The sequence below is a fragment of the Streptomyces sp. NPDC093071 genome (genome assembly GCF_044754545.1).
GTDB lineage: Bacteria > Actinomycetota > Actinomycetes > Streptomycetales > Streptomycetaceae > Streptomyces.
Genome location: NZ_JBIVPH010000004.1, coordinates 561,177 through 584,146, shown reverse-complemented (window position 1 = coordinate 584,146; position 22,970 = coordinate 561,177). Strand labels below are relative to the sequence as shown.

General features: G+C 74.1%; 24 protein-coding genes and 2 pseudogenes. 20 read left to right on the top strand and 6 right to left on the bottom strand.

Translation table 11 applies throughout. The annotated features are described in order from the left end of the window. Nucleotides 1-192 precede the first annotated feature (192 nt). Together ACIQD7_RS19675 and ACIQD7_RS19670 are read left to right on the top strand one after the other, a co-directional pair. Nucleotides 193-1,227, top strand: coding sequence for an ATP-binding cassette domain-containing protein (locus ACIQD7_RS19675; RefSeq protein WP_402443298.1), 1,035 nt, complete (start codon nucleotides 193-195; stop codon nucleotides 1,225-1,227). Then, entirely contained in the window at nucleotides 1,224-2,042 is an 819-nt protein-coding gene (locus ACIQD7_RS19670) for an ABC transporter permease (RefSeq protein ID WP_402442997.1), read from the top strand. Before ACIQD7_RS19675 ends, ACIQD7_RS19670 begins: the two co-directional genes overlap by 4 nt. A gap of 70 nt (nucleotides 2,043-2,112) precedes the next feature. Here the strand turns inward: ACIQD7_RS19670 and serC are convergent, their stop codons facing one another. Beyond that, a complete protein-coding gene (gene serC, locus ACIQD7_RS19665; RefSeq protein WP_121828244.1) occupies nucleotides 2,113-3,231 on the bottom strand; it encodes a phosphoserine transaminase in 1,119 nt (372 codons plus the stop codon). A gap of 51 nt (nucleotides 3,232-3,282) precedes the next feature. Between serC and ACIQD7_RS19660 the strand changes: the two genes are divergently transcribed. Further along, nucleotides 3,283-6,141 carry an FAD-binding and (Fe-S)-binding domain-containing protein gene (locus ACIQD7_RS19660; protein ID WP_402442995.1) on the top strand — a complete coding sequence of 953 codons (2,859 nt, stop codon included), beginning with the start codon at nucleotides 3,283-3,285 and terminating at the stop codon, nucleotides 6,139-6,141. Nucleotides 6,142-6,332: 191 nt separating this feature from the next. After that, the gene (locus ACIQD7_RS19655; protein ID WP_402442993.1) at nucleotides 6,333-7,268 is read left to right on the top strand and encodes a DUF2199 domain-containing protein; all 936 of its coding nucleotides are present in this window, start codon (nucleotides 6,333-6,335) and stop codon (nucleotides 7,266-7,268) included. 16 nt (nucleotides 7,269-7,284) lie between these two features. On the opposite strand, the gene ACIQD7_RS19650 is transcribed toward ACIQD7_RS19655, so the two are convergent. After that, on the bottom strand, nucleotides 7,285-8,148 hold the full coding sequence (locus ACIQD7_RS19650; protein WP_402442991.1) for a LysR family transcriptional regulator: 864 nt from the start codon (nucleotides 8,146-8,148) through the stop codon (nucleotides 7,285-7,287). A 129-nt stretch (nucleotides 8,149-8,277) separates the two neighbouring features. Here ACIQD7_RS19650 and ACIQD7_RS19645 point away from each other — a divergent pair, with 129 nt between their 5' ends. From ACIQD7_RS19645 to ACIQD7_RS19625, 5 genes are all read left to right on the top strand, one after another. Beyond that, nucleotides 8,278-9,198 carry an EamA family transporter gene (locus tag ACIQD7_RS19645; RefSeq protein WP_402442990.1) on the top strand — a complete coding sequence of 307 codons (921 nt, stop codon included), beginning with the start codon at nucleotides 8,278-8,280 and terminating at the stop codon, nucleotides 9,196-9,198. Between the two features lie 21 nt (nucleotides 9,199-9,219). Next, complete coding sequence (locus ACIQD7_RS19640) at nucleotides 9,220-9,405, top strand: hypothetical protein (protein ID WP_402442988.1); 186 nt, start codon at nucleotides 9,220-9,222, stop codon at nucleotides 9,403-9,405. 166 nt (nucleotides 9,406-9,571) lie between these two features. After that, nucleotides 9,572-9,910, top strand: coding sequence for an SCO0607 family lipoprotein (locus ACIQD7_RS19635; protein ID WP_402442986.1), 339 nt, complete (start codon nucleotides 9,572-9,574; stop codon nucleotides 9,908-9,910). Nucleotides 9,911-10,000: 90 nt separating this feature from the next. Next, the gene (locus tag ACIQD7_RS19630) at nucleotides 10,001-10,378 is read left to right on the top strand and encodes a VOC family protein (RefSeq protein ID WP_389664328.1); all 378 of its coding nucleotides are present in this window, start codon (nucleotides 10,001-10,003) and stop codon (nucleotides 10,376-10,378) included. A 41-nt stretch (nucleotides 10,379-10,419) separates the two neighbouring features. Continuing rightward, on the top strand, nucleotides 10,420-10,956 hold the full coding sequence (locus tag ACIQD7_RS19625; RefSeq protein WP_402442983.1) for a hypothetical protein: 537 nt from the start codon (nucleotides 10,420-10,422) through the stop codon (nucleotides 10,954-10,956). Nucleotides 10,957-11,019: 63 nt separating this feature from the next. On the opposite strand, the gene ACIQD7_RS19620 is transcribed toward ACIQD7_RS19625, so the two are convergent. After that, nucleotides 11,020-11,604, bottom strand: coding sequence for a DUF3784 domain-containing protein (locus tag ACIQD7_RS19620; protein WP_121828251.1), 585 nt, complete (start codon nucleotides 11,602-11,604; stop codon nucleotides 11,020-11,022). Between the two features lie 139 nt (nucleotides 11,605-11,743). On the opposite strand from ACIQD7_RS19620, the gene ACIQD7_RS19615 reads away from it, so the two are divergent. Together ACIQD7_RS19615 and ACIQD7_RS19610 are read left to right on the top strand one after the other, a co-directional pair. Then, the gene (locus ACIQD7_RS19615) at nucleotides 11,744-11,935 is read left to right on the top strand and encodes a DUF1272 domain-containing protein (RefSeq protein ID WP_121828252.1); all 192 of its coding nucleotides are present in this window, start codon (nucleotides 11,744-11,746) and stop codon (nucleotides 11,933-11,935) included. 362 nt (nucleotides 11,936-12,297) lie between these two features. Continuing rightward, nucleotides 12,298-12,801, top strand: a complete 504-nt coding sequence (locus ACIQD7_RS19610; RefSeq protein ID WP_402442981.1) for a hypothetical protein — start codon at nucleotides 12,298-12,300, stop codon at nucleotides 12,799-12,801. Here ACIQD7_RS19610 and ACIQD7_RS19605 read toward each other — a convergent pair. Both ACIQD7_RS19605 and ACIQD7_RS19600 read right to left on the bottom strand, forming a co-directional pair. Further along, nucleotides 12,798-13,265 (bottom strand): NUDIX hydrolase, encoded by a 468-nt coding sequence (locus ACIQD7_RS19605; protein ID WP_402442980.1) that lies wholly within the window; start codon nucleotides 13,263-13,265, stop codon nucleotides 12,798-12,800. The genes ACIQD7_RS19610 and ACIQD7_RS19605 overlap by 4 nt on opposite strands. Further along, nucleotides 13,252-13,728 carry a hypothetical protein gene (locus ACIQD7_RS19600; RefSeq protein ID WP_402442979.1) on the bottom strand — a complete coding sequence of 159 codons (477 nt, stop codon included), beginning with the start codon at nucleotides 13,726-13,728 and terminating at the stop codon, nucleotides 13,252-13,254. The genes ACIQD7_RS19605 and ACIQD7_RS19600 overlap by 14 nt, the downstream gene beginning before the upstream one ends. Here ACIQD7_RS19600 and ACIQD7_RS19595 point away from each other — a divergent pair. The 8 genes and pseudogenes from ACIQD7_RS19595 to ACIQD7_RS19560 form a co-directional block, all read left to right on the top strand. Further along, nucleotides 13,701-13,898: pseudogene (locus ACIQD7_RS19595) on the top strand (NUDIX hydrolase); the annotation flags it as partial. The gene ACIQD7_RS19600 and the pseudogene ACIQD7_RS19595 overlap by 28 nt on opposite strands. 69 nt (nucleotides 13,899-13,967) lie before the next feature. Further along, nucleotides 13,968-14,312 (top strand): hypothetical protein, encoded by a 345-nt coding sequence (locus tag ACIQD7_RS19590; protein ID WP_402442978.1) that lies wholly within the window; start codon nucleotides 13,968-13,970, stop codon nucleotides 14,310-14,312. A gap of 86 nt (nucleotides 14,313-14,398) precedes the next feature. Next, complete coding sequence (locus ACIQD7_RS19585) at nucleotides 14,399-14,812, top strand: hypothetical protein (RefSeq protein WP_402442976.1); 414 nt, start codon at nucleotides 14,399-14,401, stop codon at nucleotides 14,810-14,812. Between the two features lie 127 nt (nucleotides 14,813-14,939). Continuing rightward, on the top strand, nucleotides 14,940-15,758 hold the full coding sequence (locus ACIQD7_RS19580; RefSeq protein WP_402442975.1) for a TIGR03084 family metal-binding protein: 819 nt from the start codon (nucleotides 14,940-14,942) through the stop codon (nucleotides 15,756-15,758). Beyond that, the gene (locus tag ACIQD7_RS19575; RefSeq protein WP_402442973.1) at nucleotides 15,758-17,455 is read left to right on the top strand and encodes an acyclic terpene utilization AtuA family protein; all 1,698 of its coding nucleotides are present in this window, start codon (nucleotides 15,758-15,760) and stop codon (nucleotides 17,453-17,455) included. Before ACIQD7_RS19580 ends, ACIQD7_RS19575 begins: the two co-directional genes overlap by 1 nt. 73 nt (nucleotides 17,456-17,528) lie before the next feature. Further along, a complete protein-coding gene (locus ACIQD7_RS19570; protein WP_402442972.1) occupies nucleotides 17,529-19,127 on the top strand; it encodes an acyl-CoA carboxylase subunit beta in 1,599 nt (532 codons plus the stop codon). Between the two features lie 8 nt (nucleotides 19,128-19,135). Continuing rightward, nucleotides 19,136-21,061 (top strand): acetyl/propionyl/methylcrotonyl-CoA carboxylase subunit alpha, encoded by a 1,926-nt coding sequence (locus tag ACIQD7_RS19565; RefSeq protein ID WP_402442970.1) that lies wholly within the window; start codon nucleotides 19,136-19,138, stop codon nucleotides 21,059-21,061. Beyond that, a complete protein-coding gene (locus ACIQD7_RS19560; protein ID WP_402442968.1) occupies nucleotides 21,058-22,191 on the top strand; it encodes an acyl-CoA dehydrogenase family protein in 1,134 nt (377 codons plus the stop codon). The genes ACIQD7_RS19565 and ACIQD7_RS19560 overlap by 4 nt, the downstream gene beginning before the upstream one ends. On the opposite strand, the gene ACIQD7_RS19555 is transcribed toward ACIQD7_RS19560, so the two are convergent. Then, a complete protein-coding gene (locus tag ACIQD7_RS19555; RefSeq protein WP_402442967.1) occupies nucleotides 22,145-22,717 on the bottom strand; it encodes a hypothetical protein in 573 nt (190 codons plus the stop codon). The two genes, ACIQD7_RS19560 and ACIQD7_RS19555, sit on opposite strands and share 47 nt — an antisense overlap. Before the next feature lie 123 nt (nucleotides 22,718-22,840). On the opposite strand from ACIQD7_RS19555, the pseudogene ACIQD7_RS19550 reads away from it, so the two are divergent. Further along, nucleotides 22,841-22,963: pseudogene (locus ACIQD7_RS19550) on the top strand (excalibur calcium-binding domain-containing protein); the annotation flags it as partial. Between the last annotated feature and the right edge of the window lie 7 nt (nucleotides 22,964-22,970).

Genomic DNA, 22,970 nt, shown 5'->3' with positions numbered 1-22,970 from the left:
GTGTACTCGGTTGCGGGTCCCGCAGCCGTTCCCCTGCGTTCCGCACGTGCTTCGTACGTGCCCCGCACCTGTCCCGTACGTGTTCCGAGAGACCGCGCCGACCCGGAGGTTTCCGTGCCCCAGCACGCCGTCGTGCCCGAACGCGCCGATACGACCGCCCGCACCCCCGAACACGCCGTCCTCACCGAGGGCCTGCGCAAGGAGTACCGGAGCAAGGACGGCACCACCCACGCCCTCGACGGCTTCGACCTCGCCGTCCGGCCCGGCACCGTCCACGGGCTCCTCGGCCCCAACGGCGCCGGCAAGACCACCGCCGTCCGCATCCTCGCCACCCTCCTGCGGGCCGACGGCGGGCGCGCCGAGGTCGCCGGGATCGACGTCACCCGCGACCCGCGCGCCGTCCGCACCCGCATCGGGCTCGTCGGCCAGTACGCCGCCGTCGACGAGGGCCTTACCGGCCGCCAGAACCTGGAGGTCTTCGGCCGGCTCTTCCACCTCGGCGCCCGCCGCGCCCGCGACCGCGCCGCCGAACTCCTCGACCGCTTCTCCCTCACCGAGGCCGCCGACAAGGGCGCCGGCCAGTACAGCGGGGGGATGCGCCGCCGGCTCGACCTCGCCGCCTCGATGATCCTCGCCCCCGCCGTCCTCTTCCTGGACGAGCCGACCACCGGGCTCGACCCGCGCGCCCGCGGCGAGGTCTGGGAGGCCGTCCGCACCCTCGTCGCGGGCGGCACGACCGTGCTGCTCACCACCCAGTACCTGGACGAGGCCGACCGGCTCGCCTCCCGGATCACCGTCGTGGACCGGGGCCGGGCCATCGCCGACGACAGCCCCGACGGCCTCAAGAACCTCGTCGGCGGCGACCGCGTCGAGGTCGTCGTCGCCGAGGCCGCCGACCTGCCCGCCGTCCGCGCGGTCCTCGCCCGGGTCGCGGACGCCGAACCCCGCACCGACGAGGCCGAACGGCGCGTCCACGTCCCCGTCACCGACCGGGTCGCCGCCCTGACCGAGGTCGCGCGCACCCTCCAGGAGGAGCGGATCGCCGTCGAGGACCTGGCCCTGCGCCGGCCCGCGCTCGACGACGTGTTCCTCCACCTGACCGGCCAGGAGACCGACCACCAGGAGACCGACCACCAGGAGACCGACCACCAGGAGACCGACCACCGGGAGACCGGCCGTCAGGAGACAGGCCGTCAGGAGACCGCTCTTCAGGAGGCCACCGCATGAGCACCGCCCTCACGTCCACGACCGGCGGCCGCGCCTACTGGGCCGTCGCCGACTGCCTCACCCTCGTCCGCCGCACCCTGCTCAACTACCGCCGCAACCCCACCGCCATCCTCTGGCAGCTCGGCTTCCCCATCGTCTCCGTGCTGCTCTACGGATTCGTCTTCGGCAGCGCGATGCGCGTGCCCGGCGACGGCGACTACCGCGAGTTCCTGATGCCCGGCATGTTCACCATGACCATGGCCTTCGGGCTCATGGGCACGGCCTCGGCCGTCGCCTCCGACAGCGGCAAGGGGGTCGTGGACCGCTTCCGGTCCATGCCGATGGCCCCCTCGGCCGTCGCCACCGGCCGCGCCCTGTCCGACCTCCTGATCGCCACCGCCGAACTCGCCCTCCTCGCCCTCACCGCCCTCGCCATCGGCTGGACCTCGGACGGCGGGCCCGGCGCCACGCTCCTCGGCTTCGCGCTGCTCCTGCTGCTGCGCTTCAGCCTCATCTGGGTGGGCGTGTGGTGCGGCCTCGTGGTCCCGAACACGGAGGCGGCCGGCGCCCTCTACGTCGTCCTGTTCCCGCTCACGATGCTCTCCAGCGTGTACGTGGCGCCGTCCCTGATGCCGTCCTGGCTCGCGCCCGTCGCCGCCTGGAACCCGATCTCGTCCACGGTGTCGGCCACCCGCGAGCTCTTCGGCAACCCGGGCGCGGGCGGCGGCTCCTGGGTCGAGCAGCACGCCGTCCCGATGGCGGTCGTCTGGCCGCTCGCCCTCATGGCGCTCTTCCTGCCCCTGGCGGTCCGCCGCTACCGGTCGCTGAGCCGGTGACGTCCGTCCGCACGCGGGAGGGCCCGGTACCGCGCGTGCGGTGCCGGGCCCTCCGTACGGAAAGGGGTGGTTACAGCTTCTCGATCACGTAGTCCACGCAGGCCGTCAGGGCCCGCACGTCCGCCGGGTCGATCGCCGGGAACATCGCGATCCGCAGCTGGTTGCGGCCCAGCTTGCGGTACGGCTCGGTGTCCACGATCCCGTTGGCGCGCAGCACCTTCGCGACCGCCGCCGCGTCGATCTCGTCCGCGAAGTCGATGGTGCCGATGACCTGCGAGCGCTTCGCCGCGTCCGTCACGAACGGCGAGGCGTACTTGGACTCCTCGGCCCACGTGTACAGCGCGTCCGACGACTCCTTGGTCCGGGCCACGGCCCAGTCCAGACCGCCCTGGCCGTTGATCCACTTGAGCTGCTCGTTGAGCAGGAAGAGGGTCGCGAGCGCCGGGGTGTTGTACGTCTGGTTCTTCAGCGAGTTGTCGATCGCGGTCGGCAGCGAGAAGAACTCGGGGACGTGCCGGCCGGAGGCGTGGATCCGCTGCGCGCGCTCCAGGGCGGCGGGCGAGAACGCCGCCAGCCACAGGCCGCCGTCGGCCGCGAAGGACTTCTGCGGGGCGAAGTAGTAGACGTCCGACTCGGTGATGTCGACGGGCAGGCCGCCCGCGCCGGAGGTCGCGTCGACCAGCACGAGCGCGCCCTCGTCGGCGCCCGCGACCCGCTTGATCGGGGCCGCGACACCGGTGGAGGTCTCGTTGTGGGTGTACGCGTAGACGTCGACGCCCGCCTCGGCCACCGGCTCCGGGTGGGTGCCCGGGTCGGAGGAGATCACGGTCGGCTCGGCCAGCCAGGGAGCCAGCTTGGCGGCCTTCGCGAACTTGGAGGAGAACTCGCCGAAGGCGAGGTGCTGGGACTTGTTCTCGATGAGTCCGTGGGTCGCGACGTCCCAGAAGGCGGTGGAGCCGCCGTTGCCCAGGATCACCTCGTAGCCCTCGGGCAGCGAGAAGAGGTCACGGATGCCGGCACGCACCTCGCCGACCAGGTTCTTGACCGGAGCCTGGCGGTGGGACGTGCCGAGGAGGGAGGTGCCGGTGGCGGCCAGGGCGTCCAGCGCCTCCGTACGCACCTTGGAGGGGCCCGCGCCGAAACGGCCGTCGGCGGGCTTGATGTCAGCGGGAATCTGGATATCAGCCACGAGGCGGAGAGTATCGGGTCGGGAAGGGGCCGGTCGCCGGATGTCCGCCCGATGAGACGAGGGGCGCGAGATCCTGGACTTGTGGGAACACACCAGGAACACGCGTCCGAGCTTGCCGCCGCCCTGCGTTCGGCCGTCGCCGGAGAGGTCGACTTCTCCGTCACGGCCAGGGCCCTGACCACCATGGACGCCTCCAACTACCGCCGCGTTCCGGCCGGTACGGTCGCCCCGCGCGACGCCGCCGACGTCGCGGCGGTCCTGGAGGTCTGCCGCGCGCACGGCACGCCGGTGGTCGCCCGGGGCGGCGGCACGTCCATCGGCGGGCAGGCCACGGGCACCGGCGTCGTGCTCGACTTCACACGGCACATGGGCGGGATCGTCTCCCTGGACCCGGAGGCGCGGACGGCGGTGGTCCGGCCGGGGCTCGTCCTCGACCGGCTGCGGGCGGCGGCCCGCCCGTACGGGCTGACCTTCGGGCCCGATCCGTCGACCCACAGCCGCTGCACGCTCGGCGGGATGATCGGCAACAACGCGTGCGGGGCGCACTCGGTCGCGTGGGGCACCACGGCGGACAACGTGCGCTCCCTCGATGTGGTGACCTACCGGGGCGCGGAGTTGACTCTCGGGCGGGAGGGGCGGGGCGCGCCGCCCGGACTGCGGGAGCTGGTGGGGAGGAACCTCGCCCTGCTGCGGACCGGCTACCCGGAGGGGCTCCCGCGCCGGATCTCGGGGTACGCCCTCGACGCGCTGCTCCCGGAGCGGGGCGTGGACGTGGTCCGCTCCTTCTGCGGCAGCGAGGGCACGCTCGGGGTGATCACGGAGGCGACGGTACGGCTCGTTCCGTTGCCCGCCGAGCCCGTCCTGGTGGTGCTCGGGTACCCGGACGAGGGCGCGGCGGCGGACGCGGCGCCGGGGCTCCTGGAGCACGCGCCGCTGACGGTGGAGGGGATGGCCCTCGACCTCGTGCCGGACGCCGTCGGGCTGCCCCGGGGCGGAGCGTGGCTGTTCGTCGAGGTGGGCGGGCCGGACGCGGCCCGGCGGCTGGTCCGCGCGGCGGACGCGCTCGACGCGGACGTCGTACGGGACCCGGCCGGGCAGCGGGCGCTCTGGCGGATCCGGGAGGACGCGGCGGGGACGGCGACCCGGGCGCTCGGCGGGGGCGAGGCGTGGCCGGGCTGGGAGGACTGCGCGGTGCCGCCGGCGCGCCTCGGCGCGTACCTCCGCGAATTCCGCGCCCTGCTGGCCGGCTTCGGCCTCCGGGGCATCCCGTACGGGCACTTCGGGGACGGCTGCGTCCACGTCCGGATCGACTTCGACCTGTGGACGGAGCAGGGGGTACGGGACTTCCGCCGCTTCTCGGAGGCGGTGGCCGACCTGGTGGTCGCCCACGGCGGCTCCCTCTCCGGCGAGCACGGCGACGGACGGGCGCGGGCGGAGCTGCTGCCGAGGATGTACGGGGAGGAGCTGGTCGGGCTCTTCGGCGAGGTCAAGGACGTGTGGGACCCGGACGGGGGCCTGAACCCGGGGATGCTGGTCAGGCCGGGGCGGCTGGACGAGGGGTTGCGGTTCGAGGGGTTGAGGTCTGAGGGGGCGCGGTCCGGTGCGCGTCCGGCGGTGGGGCTTCCGGCGGTGGGGCTTCCGATGGTGGAGCTGGGGCGGGCGGCGGCCCGGTGCGTGGGGGTGGCCAAGTGCCGGGTGGAGGGCCCGAGTTCGGGTCCCGGCGTGATGTGCCCCTCCTACCGGGCGACGGGCGAGGAGCGGCACTCGACGCGGGGGCGGGCGCGGCTGCTGCACGAGATGGCGATCGGCGAGGTGATCACCGACGGCTGGCGCTCGGAGGAGGTCCGCGAGGCCCTGGACCTGTGCCTGTCCTGCAAGGGCTGCCGCAGCGACTGCCCGGTGGGCGTCGACATGGCCGCGTACAAGGCGGAGTTCCTGGACCGGCATTACGCGGGCCCGCTCGGTCTCCTGCGCCGACCGCGCTCGCACTGGACGATGGGGTGGCTGCCGCACTGGCTGGACGTGTTCGGGCGGGGGCTGAACGCGGCGATGCGGCTGCCGTTCGCGGCGCGGCTGGCGGGGGTGACGCCGGAGCGGACGATGCCGAGGGTGGCGGCTTCCTCGTTCACGTCCTGGTTCGCGGAGCGCGCCTCGGACCGGCCGCCGGCCCTGATCCTCTGGCCCGACACCTTCACCGACCACCTCTCCCCGGAGGTCGGGCGGGCGGCGGTCCGGGTCCTGGAGGACGCGGGGCTGGGCGTCCGGCTGCCGGAGGGCCGGGTGTGCTGCGGGCTCACGTACGTGTCGACGGGGCAGTCGGGGGCGGCGCGGCGGGTGATGCGGAGGGCGCTGGACGTGCTGGACCCACCCGGCGACGGCCTCCCCGTCGTGGTCCTCGAACCCTCCTGCGCGGCGGCCCTCCGCACCGACCTGCCCGAGCTGCTGCCGGACGACCCCCGGGCCGCCCGGCTCGCCGCCTCCGTCCGCACCTTCGCGGAGGCGCTGGAGGAGCTGGCTCCCGGTTGGGCCCCGCCCCGCCTCGACCGCCCGGTCACCGGCCAGACCCACTGCCACCAGCACGCCGTCCTGGGCGACGCGGCCGACCGGCGGCTGCGCGCCCGCGCGGGCCTCACCGGCGACCTGGCGGGCGGCTGCTGCGGCCTCGCGGGCAACTTCGGCTTCGAACCGGGCCACTACGAGGTCTCGGTCGCCTGTGCCGAGGACCAACTCCTCCCGGCCCTGCGGGACGCACCCCCGGAGGCCGCCGTCCTGGCCGACGGCTTCTCCTGCCGCACGCAGATCGGGGACCTGACGGACGGGCGGGGACGGCACTTGGCGGAGCTGCTGGCGGAGGGACTGGAGGAGGGCTTGGCGGAGGGGGTGGAGGGGGGTCGGGAGGAGGCGGGGTGAGCGGGGCCCGAGCGGGTTGCGGGGCGGGGCCTGGGTGGGTTGCAGGGCGGGACCCGAGCGGGTTGCGAGGCGGGTTGCGAGAACCGGGGCCGGGTGGGTTGCGAGAACCGGGGCCCGGGCGGGTCCGGATGAGTTCCGCGCGAGGGGGAGGCGGTCGCCGGATCGGCTCCGGTCCGGCTTAGGGTGCGGGGATGAGCACCTCCGCCCCCCTCTCCACCTGTTCCTGCTGCGGCGAACAGCTCGCCGACGAGCGCCGGATCGACATCCGGTTCGGGCTGCCGGACGCCGTCCTGGAGACCCCCGAGGAGGACCGGCGGACGCCGGGGCCGAACGCGCTGCTCTCCGTCGAGGGGGTCGGGCACTTCGTGCGGTGCCTGCTGCCGCTGCGGCTCGGCGGGGACACCGAACTCGTCCTCGGGACCTGGCTGGAGGTGGACGAGGAGACCCTCCGGCACGCGGCGGCCGTCTGGTACGACGAGGCCGCCTACCCGGGGCTGGTGGTGCGCGGGCGGCTCGCCAACGCGGTCAGGCCGTGGGGCGAGGAGGTGCTCGGCGCCGGGATGACGGGGCGGATCGCGGACCCCGGGGAGCTGCCGTACCTCGTGGAGGGACACGACCCGGTGGCCGTCGGGCTGCTCGGGCGGGTCTGGGACCGGGACCACGTGCTCGCGCGCTTCCCGTCCCCGCTGCCCGTCGCGGTCCGGACCGACCTCGGCGACGGGTGGTCGGTCGAGCGTAGCGCGGGGCTCTCGGCGCGGTTCGCGGACGGGATCGACCACTTCACGGGGCGGGACCGCGGCGTGGCGGCGACGCTCTTCCGGGACGACCGGCCGGAGCGCCCCGCCGAGGACTTCCTCGCCGTCCTCCTCGACGGCGCCCCGGAGCCGCCGGCCGGTCGGCGGCACACGGAACGGCGGCCGGACGGGGGCGTACGGCACTCCTCCTGGGTCACGCCGGAGGACACCGGCCGGGGGCGGTACGAGTTCTCCGCTTACGCGGTGGAGCCGGACGGTTCCGCCGCCGGCCTCTTCTGCTCGCACGAGACGGCGGAGGCGCACGCCTGGGCGGTGCACGTGTGGCGCTCGCTGCGGCGCGGGGACGCGGAGGCGGAGTCGCCCGTCTCCTGACGGGGCGGGGCCGGTCTCACCCCCTTCCCTCCGAGACGATCTCGCGGGCCAGCGCCGCCAGCGCCCCCGTCGCCGGGTGCGGAAAGGCGTCGCGCCAGGCCAGGACGACCGGGAGCGGGGGCGCGTCCGGCAGGGGGCGGTAGACGACGCCGGGGTACGGGTGGAGGGCGGCCGTGGAGGCGGAGGAGACGCCGACGCCCCGGCCGGCGGCGATCGCGGTGAGCCAGTCGTCGGTGTTGGCGACGGTCAGCGTGGCCGCCGGGCGGGCGGCGGCGGGCCACAGGGTCAGGGTGGTGGTGCCGGAGACGGTGTTGAGGACGACCGTCTCGCCCGCCAGGTCGCCGAGCGCGAGCCGGGGGCGGCCGGCGAGCGGGTGGTCGGCGGGCAGCGCGGCCACCCGGGGCTCGGTGGCGAGCTCCTCGGTGACGAGGCCGGGCGCGTCCACGGGCCCCCGGAGCAGCGCGGCGTCGACCTCGCCGCGGGCGAGCCCGGCGGTGCGGTCGTCGACGCGGAGGAGTTCGAGCGGGGTGCCGGGGTGCTCCCGCTGCCAGCGCCGGAGCAGGGGAGTGGTGTACGGGCCGAACGCCGACCAGGCGTGCCCGAGGCGCAGGGGGCGGCGGCGGAGCCCGGCCGGGTCGACGGCGGCGTCGAAGGCGGCGAGGGCGGTGGCGGCCCGGTCCCGGAAGGCGAGGCCCTCGGCGGTGAGGGCGAGGTGGTGGGTGGAGCGGTCGGCGAGCCGGATGCCGAGGTGCCGTTCCAGGGCGGCGAGCGTGCGGGAGACGGCGGGCTGGGTGAGGTGGAGCCGGGCGGCCGCCCCGGTCAGGCTGGACTCCTCGGCGATGGCGAGGAAGCAGCGGAGGTGGCGTAGCTCGATGCTCATGCGTCGGGAGCATAAACGCAGCGCAATCGGCATTTCCGCTGCCGCGCGGGGGCCCGTACGGTGAGGTGGTGCCGGACCGGTCCGGGTCCGGCGGACCTTCGTCGTACGTGTCGTGTGGAGGAGCAGCCGGTGGACAGTCCGGTCAAGGACGTGGCCCCGGTCGCGGCCGCCGCGGACCCTCGGGGGGTTCCCGTACGGGACGGGGGGACGGGCCGTCGGCTCGGCCCGGTCGCGCTGGTCGTCACGAGCGGGCTCTCCGTGCAGTTCGGGGCGGCCGTCGCGGTCCTCCTCATGCCGCGCGCCGGGGCCCTCGGGGTGGTCACCCTGCGGCTGGTGCTCGCGGCGGCCGTGCTGCTCGTGGTGTGCCGGCCCCGGGTCCGGGGCTACGGCCGCGCCGACTGGGGCACGATCGTCGCCTTCGGCACGGCCATGGCGGGGATGAACGTCCTCATCTACCAGTCGTCGAGCCGGATCCCGCTGGGCGCCGCCGTGACCCTGGAGGTCCTCGGGCCGCTGATCCTCTCCGTGGTCGCCTCGCGCCGCTGGACGAACCTGCTGTGGGCCGGGCTCGCGCTCGTCGGCGTGCTCCTGCTCGGCGGGGGCGGCTTCGACCGCCTGGACCCGCTGGGGGCGGCCTTCGCGCTCGGGGCGGGCGGCATGTGGGCGGCGTACATCGTCTTCGGCGCCCGCACCGGCCGCCGCTTCCCGCAGGCCGACGGGCTCGCGCTCGCGATGGCCTTCGGCGCCCTCCTCAGCCTGCCGCTCGGCCTCGCGGAGGCGGGCGACCGGCTCCTCGTACCGTCGACGCTCGCGCTGGGCCTCGCGGTCGCGCTGATGTCGTCGGTCCTGCCGTACACCCTGGAACTCCTCGCCCTGCGCCGGATGCCCGCGCCCACCTTCGCGATCCTGATGAGCCTGGAACCGGCCATCGCGGCCCTGGCCGGCTTCCTCGTCCTCAGCCAGGCCCTGTCCGCCGCCGACGCCCTGGCCATCGCGCTGGTGATCGGGGCGAGCATCGGGGCGGTACGGACGACCCGCCCGAAACCGTAGGCTCCCGGCGGGGAGGCGGACATGGGCGATGACGACGAGGAGGGCCGCGAGGTCCTCCGCCGCGCCGACCGGGCGACCCGCCTGGGCTGGACGGCCATCGCGGGCGTGACGAGCCTGCTCGGCTGCGCCCTGGTGACCCTCCTGGGGGCCGGGCTGCTGGTGGTGGTCGGGGCGGTGTACGTCGTGATGGCGTCGGACACCCCTTAGGGGGTGCCGGGTGCCGCCGGGCGGACGGGGGCCTTCCGGCCAACTGTGGCCGATAGCCGCTCTCCTGAGTAGAGGCGCGGCGGCCCTCTTGAGTACCGGTACTCACGCTCCGGCGATCTCCGGGAACGAGAGTGGGGACAGACCTCACGACCGACAGGAGACTCCCGTGACCACCCCCCTGACCGACAAGGCCCCTTCCCTCCGCCGCCGGATCCGCGCCTCCGCGGCCGCCGCGCTCACGGGAGCGGCCGCGGTCCTGGCCCTGACCGGCTGCTCCGGCCTCTCCTTCCAGGACGACATCTGCGCCGGGGGCGAGTACCCCGTCATGACGGTCGGCGCGACCGGCTCCGCCTGCGTCAAGGACGGCGAGAAGGTCCCGGAGGGCTACACGCGCTACCCCGAGGGCAAGGTGCCGCAGAAGGTCGACGACGAGTGGGACGTGTACTGGCGCACCCACACCGTCGACAAGGACGGCAAGATCGTCGACGCCCCCGAGGCGGGCTGACCGGACCCGGGGGCGGGGTCTGTGCGGACCTGGGCCGGGGCCTGTGCAGACCCGGGGCCGGGGTCTGTGCGGACCCCCTAGACTCCCCGCGTGATCGCCGACCTCCAATGCCTCGTCCTCGACTGTCCCGAACCCCGCGCGCTCGCGGAGTTCTACCGGGCACTGCTCGGCGGGGAGGTCGACCGGCCGGACCGGCGCTGGTCCCTGGACGAGGACTGGTCCACCCTGCACACCCCCGGCGGGCTCGTCCTCTGCTTCCAGCGCGTCCCCGGGCACCGCCCGCCGACGTGGCCGGACCCCGAGCTGCCCCAGCAGTCCCACCTGGACTTCGGCGTCCCCGACCTCGACGCGGCCCAGGACCAGCTCCTCGCGCGGGGCGCGACCCTCCTGGACGCGGGGGAGGGCACGAGGAGCTGGCGCGTGTACGCGGACCCCGCCGGGCACCCGTTCTGCCTGGTCCGGCACTGAGCCCGGCGCTCAACAGCTCCGGGGGGACTTAGACTCCGGCGATGATCGACATTCTCGACGACCTCGACGTACTGCTCCGGCCGTACATCGACCTCACGACCGTCGGGATGGGCGGCATCGTCCTGGGGTCCCCGGCCGCCGGCGTCCCGCGCCGGAGCATCGTCCAGGCCCCGTCCTCCCTGGTCGCCCGGTACCGCGGGGGGACCGCCGTCGAGAGCGAGTACTTCGACGCCGAAGGGCGGCGGCTGACCCTCGACGAGGTCGTCGACCACACCGTCCGCTCGGACGGATTCCTGTACTGCGCCGACAAGCTGACCTACAAGGTGCGCGGCGGAACGGTCGTGGGCTTCGCCCTCCACGGCCCGCACCTGTCCCACTTCGCCCACCTGACCTCGTACGAGGAACTCCTGGCCGCGTTCGGCCGCCCCGACCGGGTGCGGGAGAACGAGACGTACGGCGAGCTGATGAACTGCGGCCTTTACTACTGGGGCTCGCGGAAGCAGGTGCAGTGGGACGCCTGGGACCACCAGGTGAGCCTGATCAACATGGGCGAGTTCGAGGGGAACACGGGCCCGTGACCGCCCGCGCCCGACCCGGCCGTACGGGACCGTGCGGGTCCGCGTGCCGTGCGCTTCCGGCGCTCAGTCGAAGAGGTCCAGCAGGTCCGGCCACGACCCGTTGTCGGACGAGCGGGCCCGCATCGGGCGCGGTTCCGGGTAGGCGGCCGTCGCGGCCCTCGCGCGGACGGCTTCCGGGCCGCCGCACGCCGTGACGGCGAAGTCGCCGAAGGCCTTGGCGAACGCGGCCGGGTCGCGGAACTCCACGCCGTGGGCCCGGCCGTCGTGCAGCGGCACCCACACCACCCGGTCGGCCCGCGCCCACTCCGCCACCGGCCGCTCGTCCGCCGTCGACCGGCCCTCCAGCCACAGCCGCGCCACGTGCAGCAGGTTCACCCGGTCCATCGGCAGCCGCCTGCGCCGTACGCGCAGCTCGTGCGTCGTCAGGGTGACCAGGTGGTCCTTCTTCGCGTACCAGACGACACCGATCCCGAACGGCACCCACAGCAGGATCCCGATCACCACCCAGACCAGGGCGTCGCCCCACGACCGGATCAGCCCGCCGTCCAGCAGGTACAGGGCGCCGAAGACCACGATCCACTTCGCCGTCATCCGCCAGAACCCGGTGCCCTGCCGGTACAGGACGCGCTGCTTCCCCGTCGTCGTCATGCCCGCACGCTATCCGCCGCCCGGGCGGACGGGAACGGGCGGCCCGATTCCGTCGAACCCTGGCCGTCGGGCTGTTGAACCGGCCAGAACGGGTGAGGAGCATGGGTGGTCACAGCCGTACGAGGGAGGGGAGCCGATCATGGCCCTGGAGATGCGCGACCGGTGCGAGCGCTGCGAGACCGTGGTCCTGGCGGCCGACGGGCCCGCGCGGATCTGTTCGTACGAGTGCAGTTTCTGCGTGGGGTGCGCCGACGCCCTGGGGAGCATCTGTCCCAACTGTGGCGGCGAGCTCGTCCCGCGGCCGCGCCGTTTCGCCGCCGTGAGCGGGTGAGGCCGGACCCCGAGGCGGGCCCCGGGGAAACTTTCCGGGAAACCCCGGGGAGGGGCGCGCATGTCCCGGGACTTCCCGGGCACACGGAGGGAGAGCGCGTGGGACCGCTCAAGGACGCCGGGCCCGTGGTTCCCCCCGTACCGCGGGCCCGGTGAAGCAGGACGCGCGGCTCGCACACCAGGCGGAGGTGCGGGCCGCGCGCCGCTCGTACGAACGGGTTCCGCGAGGGACGTTACGGGCTTTTTCCGGCGCTCCCGGCGCACCGCGTGCGTGGCACCCGTTTCCGGACCCCGGCCGGCCCATGAACGCGAACGCCCGCGACGCCGCGGACGAAGCCGTCATCCGGGTCGATGGCGGGCTCCGTGGCCGACCTCTTTGCCGACCACCCCGGCATCGCGGAGCCGCTGAGCCGGCTGGAACGCGTCGGGCTCGGCTACGCGGCCGTCGGGCAGCCCCTCGACACCCTCTCCGGCGGCGAGAAACAGCGCCTGCTGCTCGCCCGACACCTCAGCGCCGCCGCGTCCTCCGCCTCCGGCTTCGCGGAGGAACGGATCGTCCTCGACGAACCGACTACCGGCCTGCACCCCAACGACGTGGAACGCCTCGACACCCTCTTCGCCGACCTCGTGGACGCGGGCGCGACCCTCGTCGTGGTCGAGCACAACCTCCGCGTCGTCGCCCAGGCCGATCACGTGATCGACATCGAACCCGGCGCGGGCACGGACGGCGGCCGCCTGCTCTTCACCGGGCCGCCGACCGAACTGGCGGGGAGGGGAGACTCGTTGACGGGGAGGGCGTTCCGCACCTGGTCCACTGAGCCCCGCCACCTACTTGATCAGTGGGTGGTTCTCACCGGACAGCTCTAGCGCACGACGGGGCCTCCCCCCGTCCGCCAGTCATCGATGCGCTTGCGGATGCTGGGGACCATCGGGAGGCCGTCCACCTCATCCGGGGTGAACCACGCGACCTCGAATGACTCATCCGACGTCCGAAGCGTGCCGCTGGTCGGGCGGGCGAGCAGGCAGACGGAGAATTCCTGGCGCACCTCTCCGTCGTCATAAGCGAACACGTGGCCGGGGTTGGTGTACGTCCCGACGATGCCGGTGATCTCCACGGTGATCCCGGTCTCCTCCAGCGTCTCGCGCGCCGCGCACTCGCCGATGGACTCGCCCAGCTCCATCTTTCCGCCGGGCAGGGCCCACATGCCGTTGTCCGTGCGGCGTTGCAAGAGGATCCGGCCCTCGTCGTCAACGACGACCGCTGACGCGGCCGGCACCAGGCTGTTCGCCTTCGGGGCGTTCGGGTCGTCTTCGTAGTCACGCCTGGGCATTGTGTTCGGCCTCCCGGATGTCGCGCCCGCGGCTCCACAGCTCCTCGACGTGAGCGGCAAAGCGGTCGAACATCCCGTCGGCCTGGCAGCGTCGGAGATGCATCGTCGGTGAGTCATGACCGACCCTGCGGGCGAGGATTGGCGTAATGATCATCTCGTCATCGAAGCGGAAGACCGACAGGTTCACGTGGCCTGACTCGAAACACCCCTCGATCCCGGGCACGTCACGGAGCTTTTCCAGCTCCGCCAGGGTGACGGCGGTGCGCGTGGAGAGCGTGAGGGGCACCCCCTCCTCTTCCTCGCGGGCAGCCGTGACCGGGCTGTCCGGATCCCCGATCAGGAATCGGACCCTGCATCCGGCCTGGGCCTTACGTTGCGGTGCGCCGCCGAGGTTGGCCTGCTCCAGCCACAGGAAGTAGTTGGTGTAACCCGCAAAAACCAGGTCATGTTGAGCCTTGGCCACCAGCGAGCACCACAGACTCGCAGGCGCCGCCGACCGAGAAGAATGAGTCGGACCGGGTCGAGTGGATCCCCCTGGCCGCCGTGCGGGGCATGATCGACCGGCGCGAGATCGTCAGCAGCGGCTCCCTCGTCGGGCTGCTCTACGTGCTCATGGACGAGGCGATCCGCTGACCTGGCGGGGGCCGCCGAGGGCTTCGGCGGCGAGATCACGGTCCGCGTCACCTCCGCCACGGGCACTTGGTGCATCGAGGGGCTGCGTACCGACTCACCCCCGCGCCTGGACCCAGCACCGGGAGGTCGCCGTCGTGCCCTTCCTCACCGACCTGGGCGACCCGCGGAGCGGCCTGGCTCGACGCCGGCCACTGGGTCATCTGGCTCGGCGCCGCCGGTCACGCCTCCGCGTCCGCCGAGCGCTGGGCCGCCGGGATCCCCTCCCGGCGCACCGCCCCCGCCGAGGGCGTCACCGCCTTCGCCGCCGCCAGCGCCAACGTCTGGTCCGAGATCGGCAACGCCGACCCCGACCCGTGGACCGTGCGCCTCGCGACTGCCGCCACCGCCTGGCACGCCCACCGCAGGACTGGCTGAACCGGACTTCCCGCTCGGGTGGGCCGAGGCCTGCGCTCGGGGGTGCTATGCACTCGATGTATACATGATGCGTATAGTCGGGCCTCATGGCATCACCCACACCCACCCTCCCCCGCCTCCTCAAAGCGCTGATCGTCTCGTCGGTCGCCGTCGCGGCGTCCCATCTGGTCCTGTCCGACACCCTCTACCTGTCGTTCAGCGCCCAGGCCTCCGCCGCGCTCGGGGCCGGGGGCGGATACTCCTCCGACCAGGCGTTCACCTCGGCGCTCATCAACACGTTCCTGCTCATGCCCCTGGTCCTCTGGATCGGCATGAGGATCACGGGGGAGCGGAAGGTCGGGGCGATGGTGCTGGCGGGGACCGTCGGGTGGGTCGTCGCCGTCGGGAACGGCATGGGCGTGCTCGACGAGCGGCCCGGTGCCGTCCTCCCGTGGGACTCCCTCGCCCTCGTCGTCGGTGTCACCGCGCTCGCCTCGCTGGTGCGGCGGACCCGGACGTAGGGGCGCCCCGCTTCCTCAAGTCCTCTCCAAGGCTAAAGCAAGCACGCTTGATTGTTTCTGCTCCCGCTGCCATGCTCCTCCGCGAAGGCCCGTGACCGGGACCGCCCGTCCCCGAGGGGAGCGCACCGTGTCCGACCCCGTCGTCGTCCTCGACGACCTGCGCGACGAGAGCGAAGAACTCGACCGTCTCGTGGGGGAGTTGAGCGAGGGGCAGTGGAGGGCGCCGACCCCCGCCCCCGGCTGGACGATCGCCCACCAGATCGCCCACCTCGCCTGGACCGACCGGGCCACCCTCCTCGCCGCCACCGACGCCGAGGCCTTCGCCGCCGAGACGGAGAAGGCCCTCGTCGCCCCCGACCGCTTCGTCGACGAGGGCGCCGAGGAGGGGGCGGCGCTGCCGCCCGCCGAGCTGCTCGCCCGCTGGCGCGCGGGCCGCGCACGGCTCCAGGAGGTCCTGCGCGCCGCCCCGCCCGGCGCCCGCTTCCCCTGGTACGGGCCGCCGATGAGCGCCGCCGCCCTGGCCACCGCCCGGCTGATGGAGACCTGGGCGCACGGCCAGGACGTCGCCGACGCCCTCGGGATCCTCCGCGCTCCGACCGTCCGCCTCCGGCACGTCGCCTGGATCGGCCACCGCGCCCGCGACTACGCCTACCTCGTCCGGGGCGAGCAGCCCCCCGCCGAGCCCTTCCGCGTGGAACTCGTATCGCCCGGAGGGGAGTTGTGGGCGTACGGGCCCGAGGGCGCCGCCCAGAAGGTCACCGGGCCCGCCCTCGACTTCTGCCTCCTCGTCACCCAGCGCGTCCACCGCGACGACACCGCCCTCGTCGCCCACGGCCCCGACGCCGCGCACTGGCTCACCCTCGCCCAGGCCTTCGCCGGTCCGGCCGGAGCGGGACGTCCGGCCGGAGCGGGGCGCCCGGCCCGCACCACGTCCGGGGAGGCCTGATGGTCCTCCGCATCGGCAACGCCTCCGGCTTCTACGGCGACCGCTTCGACGCCGTCCGCGAGATGCTCACCGGCGGCGGCCCCGGTGGCGAGCTGCACGTCCTCACCGGCGACTACCTCGCCGAGCTGACCATGCTCATCCTCGGCCGCGACCAGCTCAAGGACCCGGCCGCCGGATACGCCAAGACCTTCCTGCGCCAGATGGAGGAGGGCCTCGGCCTCGCCCACGAGCGCGGGATCCGGATCGTCACCAACGCGGGCGGCCTCAACCCCGCCGGACTCGCCGACGCCCTGCGGGCCCTCGCCGCGAAGCTCGGCCTGCCCGTAAGGGTCGCGCACGTCGAGGGCGACCGGCTGCCCGCCCGGGACGGCGCCCTCGCCGCCAACGCCTACCTCGGCGGCGCCGGCATCGCCGCCTGCCTCGCCGCCGGAGCCGACGTCGTCGTCACCGGCCGCGTCACCGACGCCGCCCTCGTCACCGGGCCCGCGCAGTGGCACTTCGGCTGGGGCCCGGAGGAGTACGACCGGCTCGCGGGCGCGGTCGTCGCCGGGCACGTCCTGGAGTGCGGCACCCAGGCCACCGGCGGCAACTACGCCTTCTTCCGCGACCACGACCCGGCCCTCCTGCGCCGCCCCGGCTTCCCCGTCGCCGAACTCCACGACGACGGCTCCTGCGTCATCACCAAGCACCCCGGCACCGGCGGCCTCGTCGACGTCGGCACGGTCACGGCCCAGCTGCTCTACGAGACGGCGGGCGCCCGGTACGCGGGACCCGACGCGACCGCCCGGCTCGACACCGTACTGCTCACGCAGGAGGGCCCCGACCGGGTCAGGGTCGAGGGCGTACGGGGCGAGGCCCCGCCCCCCACCCTCAAGGCCGGGCTCAGCCGCCTCGGCGGCTTCCGCAACGAGGTCGTCTTCGTCCTCACAGGGCTCGACGTCGAGGCCAAGGCCGCGCTCGTACGGGACCAGATCGAGGACGCCTTCGTACGGGGCGGGTCCCGGCCCGCCGAGGTGCGGTGGGACCTCGTCCGCACCGACCGGGCCGACGCCGGGACCGAGGAGACCGCGAGCGCCCTGCTGCGGCTCGTCGTCCGCGACCCCGGCCCCGAGGCCGTCGGCCGCACCCTGACGGGGGCCGCCATCGAACTGGCCCTCGCCAGCTACCCCGGCTTCCACGTCACCGCCCCGCCCGCCAAGGGTTCCCCCTACGGGGTCTTCGAGACGGTGTACGTGGACGCCGCCGAGGTCCCGCACACGGCCGTCCTCCCCGACGGGACCCGTCAGGGGATTCCCGTACCGGTACGGACCCGCGCCCTGGAACCCGTACCCGAGCCGGAGCTTCCGGAGCCGCCGGCCGACGGGCCCGTCCGCCGCGTCCCCCTCGGCCGGGTCGCCGGGGCCCGCAGCGGCGACAAGGGCGGCGACGCCAACGTGGGCGTGTGGGTCCGCACCGAGGAGGAGTGGCGCTGGCTGGTCCACGCCCTCACCGTCGAGCGGTTCCGCGCGCTGCTGCCCGAGACGGCGGACCTGCCCGTCGTCCGGCACGTCCTGCCGAACCTGCGGGCGCTCAACTTCACCGTCGCCGGGATCCTCGGCGAGGGCGTCGCCTCCCAGGCCCGCTTCGACCCCCAGGCCAAGGCCCTCGGCGAGTGGCTGCGCTCGCGCGAACTCGACGTGCCGGAGGGGCTGCTGTGACCGCCGTGTCGAAGGCCCCCCGAGGGGCCGTCACCGCCCGACGCTCCCGACAGGCTCCCCGAGAGGAATCCCCGTGACCGTCCTCGCCTCCGCCCTCGACACCGGCGGAACCGACTACGCCGACGCCCGCGCCGCCATGCTCGACAAGCTCGCCGCCCTCGACGCCGAGCACGCCAAGGCCCTCGCGGGCGGCGGCGAGAAGTACACGGCCCGGCACCGGGGGCGCGGCAAGATGCTCGCCCGGGAGCGGATCGAGCTGCTGATCGACCCCGACAGCCCGTTCCTGGAGCTGTCGCCGCTCGCCGCCTGGGGCAGCGACTACACCGTAGGGGCCTCCCTGATCACCGGCATCGGGGTCGTCGAGGGCGTCGAGTGCCTGATCACCGCCAACGACCCGACCGTGCGCGGCGGCGCCTCCAACCCCTGGACCCTGAAGAAGGCCCTGCGTGCCAACGAGATCGCGTACGCCAACCGGCTCCCCGTCGTCTCGCTCGTGGAGTCAGGCGGCGCCGACCTGCCCTCCCAGAAGGAGATCTTCATCCCGGGCGGGGCGCTCTTCCGCGACCTCACCCGGCTCTCCGCCGCCGGGATCCCCACGATCGCGGTCGTCTTCGGCAACTCGACGGCCGGCGGCGCGTACGTCCCCGGCATGTCCGACCACGCCGTGATGATCAAGGAGCGGTCGAAGGTGTTCCTCGGCGGGCCGCCGCTGGTGAAGATGGCGACGGGGGAGGAGAGCGACGACGAGTCGCTCGGCGGCGCCGAGATGCACGCCCGGACCTCCGGCCTCGCCGACCACTACGCCGTGGACGAGGCCGACGCGCTCCGCCAGGCCCGCCGGATCGTCGCCCGCCTCAACCACCGCAAGGCGCACCCCGATCCGGCGTTCGCGGAGCCGCCGAAGTACGACGGGGACGAGCTGCTCGGGATCGTCCCCGGCGACCTCAAGACCCCGTTCGACCCGCGCGAGGTGATCGCCCGGATCGTGGACGGCTCGGACTTCGACGAGTTCAAGCCGCTGTACGGGCCGAGCCTGGTCACCGGCTGGGCGTCGCTGCACGGCTACCCGGTCGGCATCCTGGCCAACGCGCAGGGCGTCCTCTTCGGCCCCGAGTCGCAGAAGGCCGCGCAGTTCATCCAGCTCGCCAACCAGCGGGACGTCCCGCTGGTCTTCCTGCACAACACCACCGGCTACATGGTCGGCAAGGAGTACGAGCAGAGCGGCATCATCAAGCACGGCGCGATGATGATCAACGCCGTCTCGAACTCGAAGGTCCCGCACCTGTCGGTGCTCATGGGCGCGAGCTACGGCGCCGGGCACTACGGCATGTGCGGCCGGGCCTACGACCCCCGCTTCCTCTTCGCCTGGCCCAGCGCCAAGTCCGCCGTCATGGGCCCGCAGCAGCTCGCGGGCGTCCTGTCGATCGTGGCCAGGGCCTCGGCCGCCGCGAAGGGGCAGCCCTACGACGACGAGGCCGACGCCGGTCTGCGGGCGCTCGTCGAGGCGCAGATCGAGTCCGAGTCGCTGCCGATGTTCCTCTCCGGACGGCTCTACGACGACGGGGTCATCGACCCCCGCGACACCCGCACGGTCCTCGGGCTGTGCCTCTCCGCGATCCACACGGCACCGGTCGAGGGCGCGCGCGGCGGCTTCGGCGTCTTCCGAATGTGAGGCGAGTCATGATCTCCAGGCTGTTGGTCGCGAACCGGGGCGAGATCGCCTGTCGCGTCTTCCGCACCTGCCGCGACCTGGGCGTCTCCACCGTCGCCGTGTACTCCGACGCGGACGCCGGAGCGCTGCACGTACGGGAGGCCGACGCGGCGGTACGGCTGCCGGGGGCCGCGCCCCCGGAGACGTACCTGCGCGGCGACCTGATCGTGAAGGCGGCCCTCGCGGCGGGCGCGGACGCCGTCCACCCCGGCTACGGCTTCCTCTCCGAGAACGCCGGCTTCGCCCGTGCGGTGATCGACGCCGGGCTCGTCTGGATCGGTCCGCCCCCGGCCGCGATCGAGGCCATGGCCTCGAAGACCCGCGCCAAGGAACTCCTCGGCATCGCGCCCCTGGACCCGGCCGGGGTCACGGAGGCCGACCTGCCGGTCCTGGTGAAGGCGGCGGCGGGCGGCGGCGGCCGGGGCATGAGGGTCGTACGCGAACTATCCTCCCTGGAAGAGGAGTTGGAGTCGGCGTCGGCGGAGGCGGCGAGCGCCTTCGGGGACGGCGAGGTCTTCGTCGAGCCGTACGTGGAGGACGGGCGCCACGTCGAGGTGCAGCTCCTCTGCGACGCGCACGGCACGGTCTGGGCGCTCGGCACCCGCGACTGCTCCCTCCAGCGCCGCCACCAGAAGGTGATCGAGGAGGCTCCGGCCCCCGGCCTGCCCGCCGCCCTGGAGGCCTCCCTCCTGGACACGGCCGTCCGCGCCGCCAAGGCCGTCGGCTACGTCGGCGCGGGCACGGTCGAGTTCCTCGTCGCGGACGGCCGCGCGCACTTCCTGGAGATGAACACCCGCCTCCAGGTCGAGCACCCCGTCACGGAGGAGGTGTACGGGGTCGACCTCGTCGCCCTCCAGCTCTCCGTCGCCGAGGGCGGGAAGCTGCCGCCGGAGACCCCGGCCCCGCGCGGCCACGCGATCGAGGCCCGGCTCTACGCGGAGGACCCGGCCCGGGGCTGGGCCCCCCAGACGGGCGCCCTGCGCCTCTTCGACGTACCGGAAGGGGTGCGGCTCGACACGGGGTACGCCTCCGGGGACGCGATCGGCGTCCACTACGACCCGATGATCGCCAAGCTGACCGTCCACGCCGCCACCCGCGCAGAGGCCGTCCGCAAGCTCGCCCGCGCCCTGGAACGGGCCCGGATCCACGGCCCGGTCACCAACCGGGGCCTGCTGGTCGCGTCCCTGCGCCACCCCGAGTACACGGCCGTGGAGGCCCTCGACACCGGCTTCTACGACCGGAACCTGCCCGCCCTCACCATCGCCCCCGGCGGCGGGGACCTCGCGGCCGTCGCCGCCGCCCTCGCCGCCGCCTCCGCCCGCCGGGGCCGCTTCGGCGGCGGCTGGCGGAACCTGCGCTCGCAGGACGAGACGCGGACGTACGGGGACCCCTACGGGAACCACCAGGAGGACCACGAGGTCCGCTACCGGCCGACGCGGGACGGCGGTTACGAGGTCACCGCGCCGGAAGGGGTACGGGTCGTGGCGGCGGCCCCGGACCGGGTGAGCCTCGAAACGGCCGGGGTCGTACGCCATTTCGACGTGACGGCCTACGAGGACGGCACGGTCCACGTGGGAGGCCACCGCCTCGCCGCCCGCCCCCGCTTCACCGACCCCCGCGAGCAGACCGCGCCCGGCTCCCTGCTCGCCCCCATGCCCGGCACCGTCGTCCGGGTCGCGGACGGCCTCGCCGTCGGCGACCGGGTCGCCGCCGGGCAGCCGCTCCTCTGGCTGGAGGCCATGAAGATGGAGCACCGCGTCACCGCTCCGGCCTCCGGCACGCTCACCGCGCTCCACGCCGCCCCCGGCCGCCAGGTCGAGGTCGGCGCCCTGCTCGCCGTCGTACACGCACAGGCATCCGTACCGACCGATGCACAGGAGGACCCGTCCGCATGAGCACCATGATCGAGACCGAAGAACTCACCGCGCTCCGCGCCGCCGTCTCCGCGCTCGGCCATCGCCACGGCCCCGGCTTCGACCGGGCCGAGCTGTGGGCCGAGGCCGGGAAGCTCGGCTACCTGGGCGTGAACCTGCCCGAGGAGTACGGCGGCGGGGGCGGCGGCATGGCCGAGCTGTCGATCGTCCTGGAGGAGGCGGGCGCGGCCGGCGCGCCGCTCCTGATGATGGTGGTGTCGCCCGCGATCTGCGGCACGGTCATCGCCCGCTTCGGCACGGAGGAGCAGAAGCGGGCGTGGCTGCCGGGGCTCGCGGACGGGACGAGGACGATGGCGTTCGGGATCACCGAGCCCGACGCCGGGTCGAACTCGCACCGCATCACGACCACGGCGACCCGCACGGAGGACGGCTGGGTCCTCAACGGCCGGAAGGTCTTCGTCTCGGGCGTGGACATCGCGGACGCGACCCTGATCGTGGGCCGCACGTCGGACGCCCGCACGGGCAGCCTGAAGCCCTGTCTCTTCATCGTGCCGCGCGACGCGCCGGGCTTCGGGCGCCGGCACATCGAGATGGAACTCGACGCGGACGAGAAGCAGTTCGAGCTGACGCTCGACGACGTGCGGCTGCCCGAGGACGCGCTCGTGGGCGACGAGGACGCGGGCCTGCTCCAGCTCTTCGCGGGGCTCAACCCGGAGCGGATCATGACGGCGGCGTTCGCGATCGGCATGGGCCGGTACGCGCTCGCGCAGGCGGTGACGTACGCGAAGGAGCGCCAGGTCTGGAAGGCCCCGATCGGCGCCCACCAGGCCGTCGCGCACCCCCTGGCCCAGGCGCACATCGAACTGGAGCTGGCCCGCCTGATGATGGCGAAGGCGGCGCGGCTCTACGACGCGGGCGACGACCTCGGCGCGGGCGAGGCCGCGAACATGGCCAAGTACGCGGCGGCCGAGGCCTGCGTGAAGGCCGTCGACCAGGCCGTCCACACCCTCGGCGGCAACGGCCTCACCAAGGAGTTCGGCCTCGCCCGCCTGATCACGGCGGCCCGGGTGGCCCGGATCGCCCCCGTCAGCCGCGAGATGATCCTCAATTACGTGTCCCACCAGACGCTGGGGCTGCCGAAGTCGTACTGACGGCCCCGCCGTCCGCCCGCCGGACCTCCCCGGCGACGAGGACGAACAGGGCCACAGCGGCGAGCGCCGTACCCGGGATCGCCGTCATGCCGCGCTGATCGTCCTCCCGCACCGCCTCGTACTCCCGCCGGTCGACCTCCACGGTGCCGCGCCGGCCGTACGCCGTCTCGAAGACGACGTACCGGCCGTCGCGGACCTCGGCGTTCTGCCGGTCCCCCGAGGCGGCGGCGTCCACCGCGCACAGCACGACGCCGGCCCCGATCAGGGCGACGAGCGCGAGCCGCACCCGGCCGGGCAGGCAGCGGAAGGCGGCCCACTGGAGGTCGCGGTCGAAACCGCCGAAGAAGAGGCCCCGGAAGAGGGCCCAGCCCAGGAGCGGGAAGAGGGTGACACCGGCGAGGACCGCCAGGAACCTCGGGGAAGGCAGCGGAAGGACTCCCGGCACCAGGGTCAGCCCGGCCACCAGGAGCATCAGCGCGCTCGTCCCACTCGCGAGGACGGCGTGCACCTTGAAGCTCGTTCGCATGTCCCCACCCTCCCGTCCCGGCCGGTCCGCGCGCACTGCCCGCTCCCGGCAGTCTCGGCGGCCCTTCCCGTCCGGGACGGGACCGGGACGGAGCCCGAGCCCACGCAGGAAGCCGTCGAAGAGGACGTCTACTACCGCAACTGCACGGCCGTCCGCGCGGCCGGAGCCGCACCCGTCCACCGGGGCGAACCCGGCTACGCCCGCCACCTGGACCGCGACGGCGACGGCGTGGGCTGCGAGAACTGACGCCGGA